Source organism: Flavobacterium tagetis (assembly GCF_016735615.1).
Taxonomy (GTDB): Bacteria; Bacteroidota; Bacteroidia; order Flavobacteriales; family Flavobacteriaceae; genus Flavobacterium; species Flavobacterium tagetis.
The window spans coordinates 693,921-711,730 of the sequence record NZ_JAERSF010000001.1; the positions used below are offsets into that span (position 1 = coordinate 693,921).

Below are 17,810 nucleotides of genomic sequence, written 5' to 3' on the forward strand. Positions count from 1 at the left end.
TTATCCAAATTTTATTAGAACAAAAAATACATTATATGTTTTTTTATATATAATAAAATATAAAATACTCAATTTAAAAGATCTTCCTAAAGAGTTTTTCCTACTAAACAAAAAAAAGCCTCTTACACAGTAAGAGGCTTTTCAATATTTTAAAATCTAAATTTATATTTTTTTAGGATGCACTATTCCTTCCGCAACAGTCAACCAAGCTGATGGCCCACCTGCAACATATCCTGTTTTACCAAGACCTTTAAAGTTTACCCTTCCATCTTTTGTTTCTGCACTAGTAAAGAAAACCGTCGGAAAACCTTGAATTCCGAAAGCCTGTTGCAATTCGTTATTCTGACTTTTAAGTTCTGGTGTCTGAGGAACAGATCTAGGATAATCCAATTCAACTAAAACCACATTATCTGTTGCCCACTTTTTAAATTCAGCAGTCTTTAAAACTTCATTTTGCAAGCGAATACACCAACCACACCAATCACTGCCCGTAAAAAACATCAGCATAGGCTTTTGTTCCTTATTACTTACAGTAATTGCTTCTCTAACATCTGTATACCATTTTAATTCTTGTGCTTGAAGATTAGCAGCACCAATTAAAAACAAAGCAATAAGTACTATTTTTTTCATAATGGAAATTTTATACAAATTTATGCAAAAAGTGATTACAATTTAATTATTTAACTTCTTGCATTAATCTTCTGATTAACGGAGTTAGAACAATAAATGCAATACCTGCAACAAGAGCATATACGGCTAATTGATAATATCCATCCGTGTAAGCAATAAGTTTAGACATTAATGTAGTTCCAGTATTGGCATTAGACATTTCAGCTCCCAACTTACCTGCAGCAAACTGTCCGAATGCACTAGACAAGAACCATAATCCCATCATCATTCCGAACAATCTTTTTGGAGATAATTTAGTTATTACCGACATCCCGATTGGACCAATACATAATTCCCCAAGTGTATACAAAAGATATCCTAAAGCAAAAACATCAAGAGAACTTAATCCGTCTGCATTTACAAAGAATCTTGCACTGTAAAAGATAAAGAAACCTGCCGCCAATAAAATAAACGACAAACCAAATTTAACAACTGTATTAGGCTCTATTTTACGGTTAAACATATAGATCCACAAAATCCCAACAAGCGGGCTAAAAATAATAACATAAAGAGAGTTTATACTATTATTAACCACATTAGGATCAATACTGAAGAACAACAATTTATTCGTTAAATTATCTTTCGCAAATAATGACAAAGAACCTCCAGATTGTTCTGAAATTGCCATAAACATAAAATACGCAAAAATAAAGATAAAGGCAGCCAAAAACTTAAGTTGCTGCTTTCTCTCTTTTATCATTATCAGTTCATATAAAAAATATCCCAATGCCAAAATTCCGATTGTATACATAAAATACTCCGTAAAATCAGAATTAATAACCATTATATAAACCAATGGAATTACAGCAAAAGAACCTAAATAAACTGCTATTTCGTAAAGATTACGTTTTTTAGGTGCCTGATTTTGTAATGGAGAATTTCCAATTGGCGCCAAATGTTTTTTAGTCAAAAGGAAAGTTATAACTCCTATTATCATAACAATCGCTGCAGAAAGAAAACAAAGGCTCCAAGAATAATTCTTTCCTAAATAAATTGGTATTGCACCTCCAAGCATTCCACCAATATTAATTCCAGCATAAAACAATCCGTAACCTGCATCACGACGACCATCATTTTCATGATATAGCTCCCCTACCATCGAAGAAACATTTGGTTTAAAAAAACCAGTTCCGATAATAGAAAGTGTTATTCCATAATAAAAGAAATCATGCGGATTTGCTGCAATAAGCAAATTCCCCAGAATCATCACAATTCCACCAAAAAGAAGCGACTTTTTAAACCCTAAAATTTTATCGGCAAAAATTCCACCAATAAAAGTAAATGCATAAACAAACGCTTGAATTGCACCATATTGAAGACTTGCTTGCCCATCAAGCAGACCTAATTGATCCACCATGAAAACTGCCAAAACCCCTCTCATTCCGTAGAAACAAAAACGCTCCCACATTTCAACCAAAAACAAATACCACAATTGCTTTGGGTACTTGCCTTTAAAATTTTGAATTCCTTCTAAAGTAATATTGTTTTCCATTCTATCTAACACCGTGCATTAATTTTTTTAATAGTGGCGTTAAAGCAAATAATAAAATTGCAGCAATACCTGTCAGTACAACAAATACCATAAAAAATTCATATAAATTATGGATTTCAAATCCTGCAAAAATTGGATTTTGTGCACTAATCTGATGATGATCCAACAAAGCCAACTGGTCTGCTGAAAGCGTTATTTTTTTATCTAAAACTGCTTGAAGATCGATTCCTAATTCTTTTGCTTTTGCAAATTTATCACCAGTTGCTGGTAAGATAGAACCTAAAGTCCCTCCTAATGCATATCCTGAAGCATTTGACAAAAAGAATACTCCGTATAATAATGACGCGAAACGTTTTGGAGATAATTTACCAACCAATGACAAACCAATTGGAGACAAACATAGTTCAGCACATGTATTTAAGAAATATAATAAGATCAACCATTTGACTAATAAAAGCCCTGAAGTTCCGATATAAGAAACCTGAGTCGCAATCATAAAGAAACTCACAGAAATGATTACCAAACCAGCTGCTAATTTTACAGGAGAAATTGGTTCTTTTCCTTTAGCTCTTAAAGTATCCCAAAGAATACTGAAAGGAACTGCTAAAAGCACAACAAACATTCCGTTAAAAATTTGAACCATTGATGGTGGCATTGCCCAACCAAAGAAATGTCTGTCTGTTTGATTATCTGCAATAAAAGTTAAAGATGAACCAGCTTGTTCAAATGCTGCCCAAAAGAAAATAATAAAAAACGATACGATGTAGATTACATAAATTCTATCTCTTTCAACTTTAGTCAAAGACGTGTCTGAAATAATTAATCCTGCTAATGCCAAACCACTTGAATAAATCAAAGTATAAATCAAGTTCTGACCAACCACATAGTGGAAAAAGAATCCTAAAGCAACAAAAGCAATTCCTGCACCAATAAGGGCTTTAGTAGAAAAATTTGCTTGCTGTGCTTCTCCTTCTTCAAAGTCTGAAGCGTCATTTTTAGAAGGAAGTCCTCCTAATGGTTTTCCTTCTGGAGAAACTACATATTTATTTTTCAAGAAGTAGAAAAGAACGGTCCCTAATAACATTGCAGTAGAAGCAGCCAAGAATCCCCATCTGAAAGCGTGAATATCTCTAATTCCGCCTGCATCTTTAACATCTCCCAATAAAGGACAGATAGACTGACCTAAAAATGCTCCGATATTAATACCCATATAGAAAATAGTAAAAGCACTATCTAATTTTGTTTTTTCTTGTTTTGGATACAAACTTCCAACCATACTAGAAATGTTTGGCTTGAAGAATCCGTTACCAAAAACAATTACTCCTAAAGCAGAGTACATGATGATTTTTGCTAAACCTAAGTTAGATCCAAAAACACTTCCGCTCGTAAACAAAAGCAATTGTCCAATCGCCATTAACAACCCTCCTAAAAGAATACAGTTTCTGTTTCCTAAATAACGGTCAGCAACAAAACCACCTAACATTGGTGTTAAATAACAAAGTCCAAGAAAACCTCCATAAATTAATGACGCTTCTTCTTCCTTCATCAACAATGAATTCACAAGAAATAAAGTCAATAAAGCTCGCATTCCATAAAAATTGAACCGCTCCCACATCTCCGTTCCAAATAATACCCAAAGTCCTTTTGGATGCGCTGTTTTTACTTGAGTTTCTCCCATATTATTCGTTTATTTAATTATTTTTAGATTATAAATTTTCTTTGATAAAGTTTGTCATTTTAGTATAAAGCTGAACTCTCGTTTTTCCGCCATAAATACCATGATCTTTATCTGGATAAATTTGAGAATCAAATTGTTTATTTGCCTGAATTAAAGCTTCCATCATCTGCATCGTGTTTTGAACATGAACGTTATCATCTGCAGAACCGTGAATCAATAAAAACTTACCTTTTAATTTATCCACATGGTTTATAGGTGAGTTTTGGTCATATCCGCTTGCATTTTCTTGCGGAGTCTGCATGTATCTTTCTGTGTAAACACTGTCATAAAATCTCCAGTTTGTAACCGGAGCAACTGCGATTGCCATTTTAAACACATCGTTTCCTTGGAAAATACAGTTAGATGCCATAAATCCACCATAGCTCCATCCGAAGATTCCAATTCTTGAGGCATCAACATAAGGATAATTACCAATTACTTTTGCTGCATCAATCTGGTCTTCAACTTCGTATTTTCCTAATTCTTTCTGAGTTACTTTTTTGAAATCAGCCCCTTTATAACCCGTACCTCTTCCATCAACACAAGCCACGATATAACCTTGTTGTGTTAATGAAGCGAACCAGTAATCATTAGAATTATTCCATTGATTTGCTACCTGCTGAGATCCTGGACCTGAATATTGGAACATAAAAACAGGATATTTTTTTGAAGGATCGAAATCTTTTGGTTTCATAATCCACGCATTTAATTCGTTTCCTTTTGCTGTTTTTAAAACAAAGAACTCTTTTGAAGGAAGATCATACGATTTCAATTTATCAGTAAGAGCCTGATTATTCTCTATAACCTGAATTTCTTTTCCTGTTTTAGCCTCGTTTAAAGTATAAATCGTTGGCTGAGTAGTACTAGAGAAAGTATTTATAAAAAATTGAAAATTTGGACTAAAAGTAGCTTTATTAGTCCCTTCTTTTGAAGACAAACGCACTTTATTTTTTCCATCTAAACCAATTCTGTAAAGATCTCTGTTGATAGAACCATTTTCTGTAGATTGATAGAAAATAGTTTTTGTTTTTTCGTCAAAACCGTAGTATGAAACCACTTCCCAGTTTCCTTTTGTAACTTGATTTTTAAGTTTTCCGTTTTTATCATACACATAAATATGATTAAAACCGTCTTTTTCGCTAGTCCAAATAAAACTGTTGTCTTTTAAGAAAGTTAAATTATCAGTAATATCTACATAAGCTTTGTCTTTTTCATTTAAAACCACTTTAGAACTAGCAGTTGTACCATCAATAAACAGTATATCTAAATTATCTTGATGGCGATTTAAAATCTGTGCAGAAAGTACATTTGCATCATTTGTCCATTGCATTCTCGCAATGTAGAAATCATTATATTTTCCTAAATCTACTTTTTTGGTTGTTGCTGCAGCTACATCATAGATATGCAATGAAACTTCTGAGTTCTTTTCTCCTGCTTTAGGATATTTAAAAGTTTCAATTTTAGGATACAAATCTTTATGGAAGATTGACATTGAAAACTCAGGAACCTCGCTTTCGTCAAAACGAATATAAGCTACTTTTTTACTGTCTTTACTCCAGTCAAAAGCACGTACAAATGCAAATTCTTCTTCGTAAACCCAGTCAGTAATACCGTTTATAACCGCATTTTTCTTTCCGTCTGTTGTAATAGCCGTAGATTTTTTTGAAGCTACGTCATATACATATAAGTTATTTTCTTTTGCATAAGCGATTTTTGTTCCGTCAGGTGAGAATGTTGGTTCTTGGATTTGAAAATCAACAAGTTTAGTCAGAGATTTTGTTGCGATATCATAAAGAAAATAATCAGCAGTAAATGAGTGACGGAATATTTTAGAAGAATTACAAGCAATTAAGATCTTTTTTTCAGAAGCATCAAAAGTGTAGCTGTTAATTCCGCTGGCAAGTTCTTTGTAGTTTTTAGTATCAATAAGATTTGATACTTTTTTCAGTGTCGCAAAATCGTATAAATCAATCTGCATACTTCTGCTCGCCTGATCAACATTTAAAACAGTATATTGATTTGTATTTTTTAGCGATTGCAGTTCATCCATTCCTTTAGCCCGGAAAGTACCACTAAAAACATTTTCGACAGTTATCTTCTGCTGTCCAAAAACAACTGCAGTTAAGAATAAAAGTACTGCAGTAAATTTGCTTGTATTCATTAGAATTATTTTAAATATAAAAAGAGCCCAATTTTAGTAAAAAAAATAAACATAATACACATTTTAAGTGTTAAATGTTAAAAAAAATAACGATTGCGTACTTTCATGTCTGAAATAGATTGCAATCAAAACTCTTAAAATAGTATCTTTGCCACAACATTATTATTTAATACATTGAGAATGAACAACGCTGTTGCCGGATTTTCTAAATTATCCAAAAAAGAAAAAATCAACTGGATTGCAAATGAGTATTTTTCAAATCCTGAAGAGGCGCAAAATATTATAAGAAATTACTGGAATTCAGACGAAAAGCTTCAGCAGCTTCATGACGAATTTATAGAAAACACCATTACAAACCTTTATATCCCCCTTGGAGTTGCTCCTAACTTTTTGATCAACGGAAAATACAAAACAATTCCGATGGCCATCGAAGAAAGTTCTGTCGTTGCTGCAGCTTCAAAAGCAGCAAAATACTGGTCGACAAGAGGCGGATTTAAAGCTACAATTATAGATACCGAAAAAATTGGCCAAGTTCATTTCACTTATAGCGGAGATGCCGAAAAGTTAGCTGAGTTTTTTGACCAAATCAAAGCAAAATTCTTTTCAGAAACGCAAAGTATTACCAAAAATATGCAACAGCGTGGAGGCGGTATTCTAGATATTAAATTAAAAGACAAAAGAAGTTTACTAGAAAATTACTATCAGCTTCATGCCACTTTTGAAACCAAAGACAGCATGGGAGCCAATTTTATAAATTCTTGCTTAGAGCAATTTGCCACTACTTTAAAAGAAGAAGCTCAAAATTCTGACTTATGCCAAAATGGTGAAAAGCTAGAAGTTGTAATGAGCATTCTTTCTAACTATGTGCCTCATTGCCTTGTTAGAGCCGAAGTTTCTTGTCCAATAGAAGATTTAGCGGAAAAACACATTACAAATCCTCAAGAATTTGCTGAACGTTTTCTTCAGGCAGTTCAAATTGCAGAAGTTGAACCTTTTAGAGCAGTTACACATAACAAAGGCATCATGAACGGCGTAGATGCTGTAATTCTAGCAACAGGGAACGATTTTAGAGCTGTAGAAGCTGGCGTACATGCTTATGCTTCAAGAAATGGTCAGTACGCAAGTTTATCACACGCCAAAATTGAGAACGGAATTTTTACTTTTTGGCTTGAAATTCCTTTGGCTGTTGGCACTGTTGGCGGCTTAACCTCTTTACATCCTTTAGTAAAATTGTGTCTCGAAATTTTAGAAAAACCTTCAGCTCCAGAATTAATGGAAATTGTAGCTGTTGCTGGTTTGGCACAAAACTTTGCTGCATTGCGTTCCTTAACTACAACAGGAATTCAGGAAGGACACATGAAAATGCACCTTAACAACATCATAAATCAATTTGAAGCTACCGATGAAGAACGTCATTTAATTAAATCCCACTTCAAAAAAACAGCCGTTTCTCATAGTGCTGTGGTAGAATTTATTGAAAACTTAAGAAAATAACCTAGTTAAAAAATCCAATATTTTAAATTCCAAATTCCAATGTTAGTTCTTGGAATTTGGAGTTTCAGATTTGGAATTTATAATATAAAATAAGTATGTCAACAACCTTTTACAGTAACGGAAAACTATTTATCGCTGGTGAATATCTCGTTTTAGACGGAGCAGATGCATTTGCGCTACCAACAAAATTTGGTCAGGATTTAGTAATTGAAGCCTCAGGAGACAAACAAATCGAATGGAAAAGTTACGATTATGATAAACATTTATGGTTTGAAGAAACCATTTCGTTTGACGAAGTTGTAAAAGGTTCGGATTCTCACATTGACACTGTAAAATCAACTTTAGTCAACATTTTACACGAAGCTTATATTTTAAATCCAAAATTTATTGATAATGCTAACGGATATAAAGTTAGTACACATTTGAGTTTTCCAAAAAACTGGGGACTAGGAACTTCTTCTACTCTTATCAATAATATTGCACAATGGACAGAAATTAATGCTTTTACTCTACTAAAAAACAGTTTCGGAGGAAGCGGTTATGATATTGCATGCGCACAAAACAACACTCCAGTTTTATATCGAATAGAAGATAATTTTGTACAGCAAGTTGAATTTAATCCTGACTTCAAAGAACATCTTTATTTTGTTTACCTGAATAAAAAGCAAAATAGTAAATCTGCTATATATTCATACAACAACCACAAAGGCAATCATCTAGCAGCTAGCGTTGCAGAAAACAATAAAATCACTAATGAAATACTTCACGCCAAAACATTAAAAGAATTTGCTTCTGCAATTCAGAAACACGAAATTCATTTGAGTAATGTTTTAGAAATGCAGACTATAAAAGAGGCTATTTTTCCTGATTTTAATGGTGTAATAAAAAGTTTAGGAGCTTGGGGAGGCGACTTTATCCTAGTGGTTTCAAAAGAAAATCCGAAAGAATATTTCTTTAATAAAGGATACGAGACTATTCTGACTTATGAAGAAATGATCTTATAAATCATTTCAAAAAAGTTATTTAGTTTACTTTTTTACTGTTTTTAACCTCTTTTGTCTCTAAACGGCGAACAGATTTGTCTTGCTCATTTGACTCTATAAGTCTATTATGCAAGCGTTCTGCCATTTTTTCGATGCTGTTGGTGATTGAATCGTAAACCACTTCCATTCGACGATGTTTCTCTTCTTTTACTGCTCTTAAAACATCCTCTACAAAGATTTTATCATATTTTTCAGCAACAGAATCGTGCGTATTGGTTAATCTAATCACGTTATCGTTGCTCAAAATAGTAACTTTAAAATGCTGTTCTTCGTTACTCAAATAATACTTCCCACCCAATTCATCAACATTGATGTCGGTGCTGCCTACTTTTAAAAGCTCGATAATAATACCATAAATATGACTTTCTATTTTGGTATATACTCTCTGCTTTCTTCTAAAAAATTTAAAAGTAAAAAACATTAAATGATTGGTTATTAAAGCTTTTGTTTTTTAAAATATTTATCTTCTATATTTTATTGTGTGGCAAAAGCCAAAAATATGTTAAAGTTAAAAATCGAGCAAATTAACTGTAATAATTTGAAAATCACAAGTTTTTTAAATTAAATTTCGATAATCCCTATATACTTTAAGAAAATTAACACAAAGTAAATTTTCTTATTTTACAAAAAAAAAAGAAACCCGAAACATTAATATGTTTCGGGTTTCTTTTTATGATCAGCTACTTTTTAATTAGTAGTTAAATTGCAGTCTGTTATCTTCAATTTTAGCATTGTTTTTCAACGCTGGTAATACTCTGCTTGCATCAGATGCACTTTGAGCTTTTACTTTCTCTACATAAGCAGCGTGATTAGCAATTGCAGGAGCTTTTACCGTTTTGATGTTTTTTACAACATACACTCCAGTATTTCCTTCAATTGGAGCAGAGATTTTGTTTGCAGTTAAAGCAAATGCATTACCTACAACTCTCGGCTCTTGTCCAACTCCACCAGGTAAAACTGGATTATCAAGAGTTACATCAGCTGCTTGCTGAACAGCAACCCCTGCAGCTTTAGCGATAGCTTCAAGGCTTGAACCTTGCATTTTAGCTTTTAGCAATTCTGCTTTTTTCTTGTTTTTTAAGATTGGCTCTACATAAGGTCTTGCCATATCAACAGAAACTAAACCAGATTTGTTTTCACCTTTATATTGTGCAATAACGTGTCCGATGTTTGCAATTTCAAAACGTTTTACATCTCCTTTGCTTGTTTCTTTATCAAAAGCCCATCTTACAATGTTACGTTGGTTTCCTAATGGTCCAAACGCTTCATCCATAGCTTTTGCATTAACTGGCTGAGCAACTTTTAAACCTAATTCTTTAGCTGCAGCGTTGAAATCTTTATCAGCAGCATCCATTTCGAATTTAGTTGCTAATGTAAATACTTTATCAGAAGTAGCTTCAGAAGGCTCAATTTTTTGAGCGATTGTAGCTAAACGAATTCCGTCTTGTTTGTCTGTAATTTTGATAATGTGAAATCCGAAAGGAGTTTCTACTAAACCAACTTTACCAATTCCGTTGCTGAATACAAAATCATTGAAAGGTTTTACCATTTGGTTTGGCCCAAAATATCCTAAATCACCTCCTTGCTGTGCAGATGAATCATCAGAACTTGTAAAAGCCAACATCATAAAACTATCTGGATTAGCTTGAACTTGCGCTAAAATTTCTTCAGCTTTAGCTTTAGCTTCTTCTTTAGTTCTTTTCTCTTTTGGATTTGGAGTTTGAGACCCTTCGTAACCAATTAAAATATGGCTAGCTTTTGCATTAACTCCAGCTTTAAATCCTTGAGATTTAGAAATTGCATAATATCTTCCGTAAACGTATGGTCCGTAGATTGCTCCAGCAGGCAAGCTGAATAATTTATCAGCATCAACAGCTGGCAATGCATTTTTAGGAACATAAGTAGAATCGTAAGGAACATCAGAATTTGCATTTACAAATTCAGCAAGGTTTGTAGCGTTTCTAAATCCTGGCAATGTATCGTTTTTACCAGTTTTTGCATTGTAAACAACACTTCCTGATAATAACGCAGTTAATTTAGTTTTAATTTCAGCCTCATCTTCTTTAGAAGCTTTATCTTCAACTAAAACGTACTGAATTTCTCGAGTTGCATCTGCTTTGAATTTTTTCTCGTTTTTCTTCATGTAAGCTACGATCTCATCATCAGAGATTTTTACTTCACTATCTTTAATAGAAGAATATGGAGCAGCTGCAAAAGCAAAACTTACTTTATTAGTTTCCATTTCATACTTTAATTTTCCTTCACTAGCAGTTGTGTAAAGTCCTGATTTGATTAAAGTATTATAGATTTGAAATTTCGCATTCAATTCAGCATCTTTCTCTTTTTGAGAGATGTATTGCGCTGCTTCTGGGTTTGATTTAAAATAATCTTTAAACTTAACAACATCAAAAATTCCTGCTGCGTTTAAGAACATTGGGTTTTTACCAATATTTGGATCAGATTTTAAAACCTCTAAAATGTGTTTTTCACCAACTCTCAATCCTAATTTATCAAATTGTGATGACAATAAAGCTATTGAAACTTCTTGATCCCAAACTCTGTTTGCAGCTTCAGTGGAAGTTATGCCTTGCCCACTTTTTTCAACATTACTAACTTTAACTCTAAAGTCTTCAAATGAAATATCTTTTCCATCGATGCTTCCTACATCTTTTGAACTTTGACCAAATGTTCCTCTTGTGAATAGATCTTGTATTATAAATGCAAATAATGCAAGTGCAATAACTCCTATCAATAAAGCGGAACGCTGTCTAATTTTTGCTAAAACTGCCATTTTATTATCGTTAATTTTATATTCAGTTTGCGAAAATACAATTATCTAGTTAATAACAATACAACTAGCGTTTTATTTTCAACATTTTTTTTCATTAATTTAAAAAATCAGTCTTTAATTGTCAATTTGACTAGTTCTATTTTCTTATTTGAGGCCTCTTCAATAAAAAAATGAAACTTATCTATTACAATTTTATCTCCTTTTTGTGGGATTTCTTTTGTGTGATACACGATAAAACCTCCTAATGTACCATAAGAATCCTCTTCTGGAATCATTAATTTATACACCTCATTCAAATACTCGACATCTAATCGAGTTGAAAACAAATACTTGCCCTCTCCTATTTCTTCTTCGATCAATTCCTCATCCAAATCATGTTCGTCTTCAATTTCGCCGAAAAGCTCTTCTACAATATCTTCAATTGTAACAATTCCCGAAGTTCCTCCATATTCATCTAAAACAACGGCAACATTTTTTCGTTTTTTGATTAATAAATTCAGTACATCTTTTATTAAAATCGTCTCTGGAACAAATTCAACCGTCATTAAAACTGACTTTATTGTAGATGGTTTTTTAAACAAATCAAAAGAATGAACATAACCAACAATATCATCCAATGAATTCTGGCTTACGATAATTTTAGAATATCCTGTTTCTATAAACAATGCTTTAAGATCATCTACAGTATCAAACAAATCTATATCTACAATTTCTGTTCGAGGCGTCATAATATCACGCGCCTTAACAGCCGAGAATTCTAATGCATTTTGAAAAATCTGAATTTCAGAATCCACTTCTTCATCTTCTTCAACTGTACTCATTTGTTCTGTAATATAATTTCCGAGTTCAATTCGGCTAAACAAATGAATTTGACTTCCTTCTGTTTTGAAAAATTTACTCAGTACAAAATCTGCAATCCAAATAAAAAAAGTCGAAATGTAATAAAATAATCTGTAGAATAAATAAGCCGGAAGCGCCAGAATCTTGATTAAAGAATTGGCATAAATTTGAAAAAAAACTTTCGGAAAAAATTCTGAAGTCAGCAATACGATGAATGCCGCAAGAAGTGTCTGAATTAGAATATTCCACCAATCAGAAAAGACAAAACCAAAATAAGCCATCCAATTTAAAATGAGATCGCCCATAAAAAAACCATAAATCACCAAAGCAACATTATTGCCAATAAGCATGGCAGCAATAAACTTGGAAGGATTTTCGGTTAGTTTTGTTAAGATTCGAGACAGAAAATCGTCTTGTTTCTTTTCTATCTCGAGATAAATTTTGTTAGCGGATGTAAAAGCAATTTCCATCCCAGAGAAAAAGGCTGCTAGTATTAAACATATTATTATAATACTAATTTCCATTTTTATTGATTTTTGTTTCGATCGTTATGCCTATTAAGAAATCTTCTCCTAAAGAAAAACATAAAAATAGCCATTCCCGCAATTACAAAATAAAAAGGATAGCTCTCATCTCCTTCATTTAGTTTTACTATACCATCGTAAGTAAAGAAAACTGCAAAAAGAATGTAAACGTATTGTGTATATTTTAAATAACCCATAATATTATAATTCTTCGTCTGATTCAATTTCGCCACTTATTCGCTGCGAATTAATCACTTTAAAATCTTTGCTAAAATCTATTCCTTGACCATAGGAAACCCCTTTAATATCGGTTAATTTGAACTTTCGTTCTGTATAAAACCACTCGTTTTTCTGATCGAAATACAATTGTTCTGTTTCTAAAACCTGTCCTGCTTCAGAAGTAATTTTCACTTTTCCGATCAAATCAATGATTCCTGTATTTTTATACGAAACCGCATAATTTCCTTTAATAAAGGTACGTTTTTGCTTTTTATCATATAATGTAACATCGATTCCTTTCGGGAATTCTGTAAAAGGAAAATCAAGATTTGAATAATCTAACATTTTTGGACTTATCAAAACTCCTGTAATGCGTCCAGAATCTGTGTATTTAATATTTACAGTATCAGCGTCACTAGCAGGAACAAATTCTGAGAAGTTAATTTTCTGAACTTCTTTAAAATTACTTTCGCATCCAAAAAACATTGTCACAGCAAAAACTGTGACAACTATCAGACTATATCTTTTTGGTAAATTCATTTGCCAAATGTAGTAAATTGTAATGAGCTTCTAAAAGATAAAATATTTTGTTTATTGGAATTTACTCTTCACAAACCATTTGTCATTGAAAGAGAAACTCAAGCTGAAATTAACATAATTCTCTTGCACTAAATCTGCAGAAGTTGTACCACGCTTACCAAATTCAATTCCAAAATTCACATTTGAGAAAGACCCTGGAATCGGAATTCCCGCTCCTAACGTCATTCCGACATCTTTAATTGACTCATTATTCACGATCAGACCAATTTTCTCGTATTTTAAACCAGCTCTATAAGTAATCCTGCTCATGTAACTAGTAAAAGAATTATAATTTGGAAGATAATATCCTCCTAACGCATATTTAGAATAGCTCTCATATCTCACATTACTTGCAGCATTATAATAATTTGCTAATTGTCCGTCTCCTTGAAAGGTCATATTTGCCCCTACAAGCCATTTTCTAGATTCACCAATACCCACACCAATACTTAACTTGTTTGGAAGTTTTAGTTTAGTTGCTTCAGCTGGAACCACAATAGGTTCTGGATCTCCTTGAACAGAAATAACTCTTGTATTATCCGAATTCAGATTACTTGCAAAAGAATAGCTCAAACTAGAAAATATACTCGTTTTATTATAGATTTTTTTCTGGTACATTGTTCCAAAACTGAATGCCATACCTGAAAGCTCTGAGGTATTAACTTCTGCTGTTCCGTTTTGAACTCCAGTAATAGCTTCTACGCTCGTAGTTGTTATTTTTCCAAAATTATATTGTGCATCTACTCCAATATTCCAGTTTTGCATTATTTTATATGATAAACCGAAATACACTTTATTTACACCACCTTTTCCATCAAGCTGAGAACTTACTGCTCCTTCTGTAGCTGAATTATCCTCGCGGATTTTGTATCCTACTGAAGTTACAGGAATCAAACCAAATGAAGCACCGAATTTTCCCATTGGAATTCCTAATGCCAAATAATCAAAAGTAGAACGCTGCGCTTTTTCTGAAGTAGAAGTTGTTTTTAAATTTGAAGTTGCAAATGTTCCCCCAACTGTAAATGTTGTTTGGATTAAGCTGGCATAACTTGCCGGATTTTCTAAATTTAAGTGAATCGTATCTTGTTCTACCGCAACTCCTGCCATAGATCTGTTTTCAAGTGTTCCCTTGAATCTCACATCTCCTATTCCGAAAAAAGAATAAGGCGAAGCAGTACCTTGTTGAGCGAATGAAACGAACGATATAAGCAAACAAGCGCTTAGTATTACTTTTTTAATCATTGTCGATTTTATATTGATATGTTTGGCTCAAACTCTCCAAAAGGAAATTTGAATTGGCAAATATGGTATTTTTTAATCGTTTAGCCAAAAAATCTGCATCACCTCCCGTTAAAATTATGATAAAATTTGAAAACTCTTTTCGATATTCATCGATAAAACCGTCAATCTCATAGACGAAACCATTGACAACACCAGAATGTATCGCTTGTGCCGTAGAGTTTCCTACATAAGAATCGGGCTCTTCTAAGGTTAGTAACGGCAGTCTGGCCGTAAAATTATGCAGTGATTCATATCGCAAACGGAGACCTGGAGAAATAGCTCCTCCTAAATAATTGTCATTTTCGTCGATAAAATCGTAGGTAATGCAAGTTCCAGCATCTATGACCAAACGGTTTTGTTTAGGAAATTGTAGTGTTGCTCCTGCTGCCAAAATCATTCTGTCTATTCCCAAAGTTTTTGGTGTTGCATATTTATTATGGAAAGGAAAAACATCTTCTTGGGTAAAAAAATGAACTTTAAGTCTATTTTCGAAAGTTAAAAAGGATTGTTTTTCGATATTTCCTACCGAAGCAACAACCAAGTCGGAGCATTTTGGATATTTCTCTAAAATTTTTTCAATTTTTTTTTCAAGTTCATTTTTTTCAAAAACAAAACTTTCGAGAGTAGTATTACCCTCAAAGACAGATGCTTTAATTCTGGTATTTCCAACATCGACCGTTAAAATCATATTTCCTTTTTTGCTTTTGCGAAGATACGAATTGATTTTTTCTAAAAAATGTTTTGCACAAACCAAAAATGATTATATATTTGCACCCGCAACAAGCACGGTACCTTAGCTCAGATGGTAGAGCAATGGACTGAAAATCCATGTGTCCCTGGTTCGATCCCTGGAGGTACCACAAAACCCGAATAGAAATATTCGGGTTTTTTGTTTTTTTATACTTTTCGGTTTTTTTAACCGCAAAGAGCGCTAGGATTTACGCAAAGGTTCGCAAAGTTTTAACAATTAAACTTTGCGAACCTTTGCGCTTTTTCTTTGTGCCCTTTGCAGTTAAATCCTTTTCAAATTTTCTTTTGTGAGCCAATTCAAAAAAACCTTGCGAACCTTTGCGCTTTTTCTTTGCGTCTTTGCGGTTAAATTCAAAAGTCAACAAATAAATAGTTTTTGTTAAAAAAGTATTGACTGAATAAAAAAATATCTTCTATATTCGTAAAACTGTATTTTTCTTTTTCATTCATTAACAAGATCTCAAAGCGGTTTTATGAGCAAAACTTCTACTAAAGGCATTTGGAAAGTAATTTCAGCCTCCTCTATGGGCACCATGATTGAATGGTACGATTTTTACATTTTTGGCAGTTTGGCTGTCGTAATTTCAACAAAATTTTTCCCTAGCGACAATCCAACGGCAGCATTTTTATCTACTTTAGCCACATTCGCCGCAGGATTTGTAGTTCGTCCATTTGGAGCTTTGTTCTTTGGAAGGCTTGGCGATATTATTGGGCGCAAATACACTTTTATGGCTACCTTATTATTAATGGGCGGTTCAACCTTTTTAATTGGCTGTATTCCGAGTTATGAAACGATTGGCTTTCTAGCTCCTTTATTAGTTTTGATTTTACGTTTAATGCAAGGCCTTGCTCTTGGAGGAGAATATGGCGGAGCCGCAACTTATGTAGCTGAACACGCTCAAGCTGGAGAAAAAGGTTATTGGACTTCTTGGATTCAGACTACTGCTACTGTTGGTTTATTTATTTCCCTGATGGTTATTCTGGCAACAAAAAGTGTGCTTTCTGCCGAAGCCTTTGATTTATGGGGATGGCGCGTTCCTTTTTGGGTTTCAATTGCCATGGTTGGAGTTTCCTATTTAATTAGAAAAAACATGGATGAATCTCCTGTTTTCGCAAAAGCCAAAAAAGAGGGAACAACAAGTGCGAACCCACTAAAAGAAAGTTTTGGAAATAGATATAATTTAAAATTTGTTCTTTTGGCTTTGTTTGGAGCTACAATGGGGCAAGGTGTTGTCTGGTATACGGGACAATTTTATGCAATGAGTTTCATGAAAACCGTTATGAATGTAGATTCCTCACAAGTTGATGAATTATTAGGAATTGCGCTTTTATTTGGAACTCCATTTTTTATTGTTTTCGGATGGTTGAGCGATAAAATCGGTCGCAAATACATTATGATGTTCGGTATGCTGATTGCCATACTTTCCTATAGACCTATTTACAAGATTATGTACGATACGACTGATGTGAACAAGAAAACAGAGATTCTTGAAAATCCAAAAGTTACAACTGAAAACAAGGCTGACGGGAGTTCGATTACTATTACAGAAAAAAAATATACAGACGGCACATCCGTGGTGGAGAAAAAAACGTATCTGAACAAAAAAGATGCTCAAACTAGTGTATCAATACTAATTAATTCAAGCGATAAACGGACATTAACCTTATTAGTTTTTATTCAAGTATTATTTGTAACAATGGTTTACGGTCCGATTGCAGCATTTTTAGTCGAAATGTTTCCAACTAAAATTAGATACACTTCTATGTCATTGCCTTACCATGTTGGAAATGGAATTTTTGGCGGATTGCTTCCTGCCATTTCAACTTACTTTGTATCACACGCCAAAACAGCAGGCAAAGCTGATTTTTATCTGGATGGATTATGGTATCCTATAATCATTGCCGGAATCTGCTTTGTTATTGGAATGATTTATATTGACAACAAAAACAAAATTACTCACCTTTAAAATTTACAAAAAAATGAATGCGATTAAACAAGTTTTAGGGGCGTTATGGATTGCTTTGGCCGCAGCAGCTGCCTATTTTTGCGTGTTTGAATTTGGTTTACCCAAACTACTTTCAGATCAACAGGACGATTTAGTATTTGGTGTAATTATTCTATTTATACTAACCCCTCTTATTGTTATGGGATTAGGAACATTTGGGTATTATTCTTTAATTGGAGAATATAACGACCCTAAAAGGAAAAAATAAACAATACCTTATATACCACAAAAAACCACTTAAACA

At 33.2% G+C, this 17,810-nt stretch carries 16 protein-coding genes and 1 tRNA gene; 5 read left to right on the forward strand and 12 right to left on the reverse strand.

Going from position 1 to position 17,810, the window contains the following annotated elements; translation table 11 throughout:
- Positions 1–162: 162 nt before the first annotated feature.
- From JI750_RS03015 to JI750_RS03030, 4 genes are read right to left on the reverse strand one after another with little or no spacing between them, the layout of a single operon-like run.
- Positions 163–630, reverse strand: coding sequence for a thioredoxin family protein (locus JI750_RS03015; RefSeq protein ID WP_201998889.1), 468 nt, complete (start codon positions 628–630; stop codon positions 163–165).
- Between the two features lie 46 nt (positions 631–676).
- Complete coding sequence (locus JI750_RS03020; protein WP_201998891.1) at positions 677–2,161, reverse strand: peptide MFS transporter; 1,485 nt, start codon at positions 2,159–2,161, stop codon at positions 677–679.
- A gap of 1 nt (position 2,162) precedes the next feature.
- Positions 2,163–3,839, reverse strand: a complete 1,677-nt coding sequence (locus JI750_RS03025; RefSeq protein ID WP_201998893.1) for a peptide MFS transporter — start codon at positions 3,837–3,839, stop codon at positions 2,163–2,165.
- A 28-nt stretch (positions 3,840–3,867) separates the two neighbouring features.
- Complete coding sequence (locus JI750_RS03030) at positions 3,868–6,039, reverse strand: S9 family peptidase (RefSeq protein ID WP_201998895.1); 2,172 nt, start codon at positions 6,037–6,039, stop codon at positions 3,868–3,870.
- A gap of 180 nt (positions 6,040–6,219) precedes the next feature.
- Between JI750_RS03030 and JI750_RS03035 the strand changes: the two genes are divergently transcribed.
- Together JI750_RS03035 and JI750_RS03040 are read left to right on the forward strand one after the other, a co-directional pair.
- Complete coding sequence (locus JI750_RS03035) at positions 6,220–7,533, forward strand: hydroxymethylglutaryl-CoA reductase, degradative (protein WP_201998896.1); 1,314 nt, start codon at positions 6,220–6,222, stop codon at positions 7,531–7,533.
- Between the two features lie 95 nt (positions 7,534–7,628).
- Positions 7,629–8,537, forward strand: a complete 909-nt coding sequence (locus JI750_RS03040; protein ID WP_201998898.1) for a GYDIA family GHMP kinase — start codon at positions 7,629–7,631, stop codon at positions 8,535–8,537.
- A gap of 19 nt (positions 8,538–8,556) precedes the next feature.
- Here JI750_RS03040 and JI750_RS03045 read toward each other — a convergent pair whose 3' ends face one another.
- The 7 genes from JI750_RS03045 to JI750_RS03075 form a co-directional block, all read right to left on the reverse strand.
- Complete coding sequence (locus tag JI750_RS03045; protein WP_201998900.1) at positions 8,557–8,997, reverse strand: hypothetical protein; 441 nt, start codon at positions 8,995–8,997, stop codon at positions 8,557–8,559.
- 270 nt (positions 8,998–9,267) lie between these two features.
- A complete protein-coding gene (locus JI750_RS03050) occupies positions 9,268–11,367 on the reverse strand; it encodes a peptidylprolyl isomerase (protein ID WP_201998903.1) in 2,100 nt (699 codons plus the stop codon).
- 107 nt (positions 11,368–11,474) lie between these two features.
- Positions 11,475–12,731 (reverse strand): hemolysin family protein, encoded by a 1,257-nt coding sequence (locus JI750_RS03055; RefSeq protein ID WP_201998906.1) that lies wholly within the window; start codon positions 12,729–12,731, stop codon positions 11,475–11,477.
- Between the two features lie 2 nt (positions 12,732–12,733).
- On the reverse strand, positions 12,734–12,928 hold the full coding sequence (locus JI750_RS03060; protein WP_111368053.1) for a hypothetical protein: 195 nt from the start codon (positions 12,926–12,928) through the stop codon (positions 12,734–12,736).
- 4 nt (positions 12,929–12,932) lie between these two features.
- A complete protein-coding gene (gene lptC, locus JI750_RS03065; RefSeq protein WP_201998908.1) occupies positions 12,933–13,490 on the reverse strand; it encodes an LPS export ABC transporter periplasmic protein LptC in 558 nt (185 codons plus the stop codon).
- Between the two features lie 51 nt (positions 13,491–13,541).
- Complete coding sequence (gene bamG / locus JI750_RS03070) at positions 13,542–14,771, reverse strand: BamG family beta-barrel-assembly machinery protein (RefSeq protein ID WP_201998910.1); 1,230 nt, start codon at positions 14,769–14,771, stop codon at positions 13,542–13,544.
- Entirely contained in the window at positions 14,764–15,498 is a 735-nt protein-coding gene (locus JI750_RS03075) for a type III pantothenate kinase (RefSeq protein WP_201998912.1), read from the reverse strand. The genes bamG and JI750_RS03075 overlap by 8 nt, the downstream gene beginning before the upstream one ends.
- A 99-nt stretch (positions 15,499–15,597) precedes the next feature.
- Here JI750_RS03075 and JI750_RS03080 point away from each other — a divergent pair.
- Positions 15,598–15,670 (forward strand) — tRNA-Phe (locus JI750_RS03080).
- A gap of 78 nt (positions 15,671–15,748) precedes the next feature.
- Here the strand turns inward: JI750_RS03080 and JI750_RS03085 are convergent.
- Positions 15,749–15,925: a hypothetical protein gene (locus tag JI750_RS03085; RefSeq protein WP_162615506.1), complete on the reverse strand. Its 177-nt coding sequence runs from the start codon at positions 15,923–15,925 to the stop codon at positions 15,749–15,751.
- Positions 15,926–16,033: 108 nt separating this feature from the next.
- Between JI750_RS03085 and JI750_RS03090 the strand changes: the two genes are divergently transcribed.
- On the forward strand, positions 16,034–17,527 hold the full coding sequence (locus JI750_RS03090; RefSeq protein ID WP_201998913.1) for an MFS transporter: 1,494 nt from the start codon (positions 16,034–16,036) through the stop codon (positions 17,525–17,527).
- A 13-nt stretch (positions 17,528–17,540) separates the two neighbouring features.
- Positions 17,541–17,774 carry a DUF6814 family protein gene (locus tag JI750_RS03095; RefSeq protein WP_201998914.1) on the forward strand — a complete coding sequence of 78 codons (234 nt, stop codon included), beginning with the start codon at positions 17,541–17,543 and terminating at the stop codon, positions 17,772–17,774.
- Positions 17,775–17,810: the final 36 nt, after the last annotated feature.

Coding starts and splice junctions, on each gene's coding strand:
- JI750_RS03015 (WP_201998889.1), bottom strand. CDS start 630: ATGAAAAAAATAGTACTTATTGCTTTGTTTTTAATTGGTGCTGCTAAT.
- JI750_RS03020 (WP_201998891.1), bottom strand. CDS start 2,161: ATGGAAAACAATATTACTTTAGAAGGAATTCAAAATTTTAAAGGCAAG.
- JI750_RS03025 (WP_201998893.1), bottom strand. CDS start 3,839: ATGGGAGAAACTCAAGTAAAAACAGCGCATCCAAAAGGACTTTGGGTA.
- JI750_RS03030 (WP_201998895.1), bottom strand. CDS start 6,039: ATGAATACAAGCAAATTTACTGCAGTACTTTTATTCTTAACTGCAGTT.
- JI750_RS03035 (WP_201998896.1), top strand. CDS start 6,220: ATGAACAACGCTGTTGCCGGATTTTCTAAATTATCCAAAAAAGAAAAA.
- JI750_RS03040 (WP_201998898.1), top strand. CDS start 7,629: ATGTCAACAACCTTTTACAGTAACGGAAAACTATTTATCGCTGGTGAA.
- JI750_RS03045 (WP_201998900.1), bottom strand. CDS start 8,997: ATGTTTTTTACTTTTAAATTTTTTAGAAGAAAGCAGAGAGTATATACC.
- JI750_RS03050 (WP_201998903.1), bottom strand. CDS start 11,367: ATGGCAGTTTTAGCAAAAATTAGACAGCGTTCCGCTTTATTGATAGGA.
- JI750_RS03055 (WP_201998906.1), bottom strand. CDS start 12,731: ATGGAAATTAGTATTATAATAATATGTTTAATACTAGCAGCCTTTTTC.
- JI750_RS03060 (WP_111368053.1), bottom strand. CDS start 12,928: ATGGGTTATTTAAAATATACACAATACGTTTACATTCTTTTTGCAGTT.
- lptC (WP_201998908.1), bottom strand. CDS start 13,490: ATGAATTTACCAAAAAGATATAGTCTGATAGTTGTCACAGTTTTTGCT.
- bamG (WP_201998910.1), bottom strand. CDS start 14,771: ATGATTAAAAAAGTAATACTAAGCGCTTGTTTGCTTATATCGTTCGTT.
- JI750_RS03075 (WP_201998912.1), bottom strand. CDS start 15,498: ATGATTTTAACGGTCGATGTTGGAAATACCAGAATTAAAGCATCTGTC.
- JI750_RS03090 (WP_201998913.1), top strand. CDS start 16,034: ATGAGCAAAACTTCTACTAAAGGCATTTGGAAAGTAATTTCAGCCTCC.
- JI750_RS03095 (WP_201998914.1), top strand. CDS start 17,541: ATGAATGCGATTAAACAAGTTTTAGGGGCGTTATGGATTGCTTTGGCC.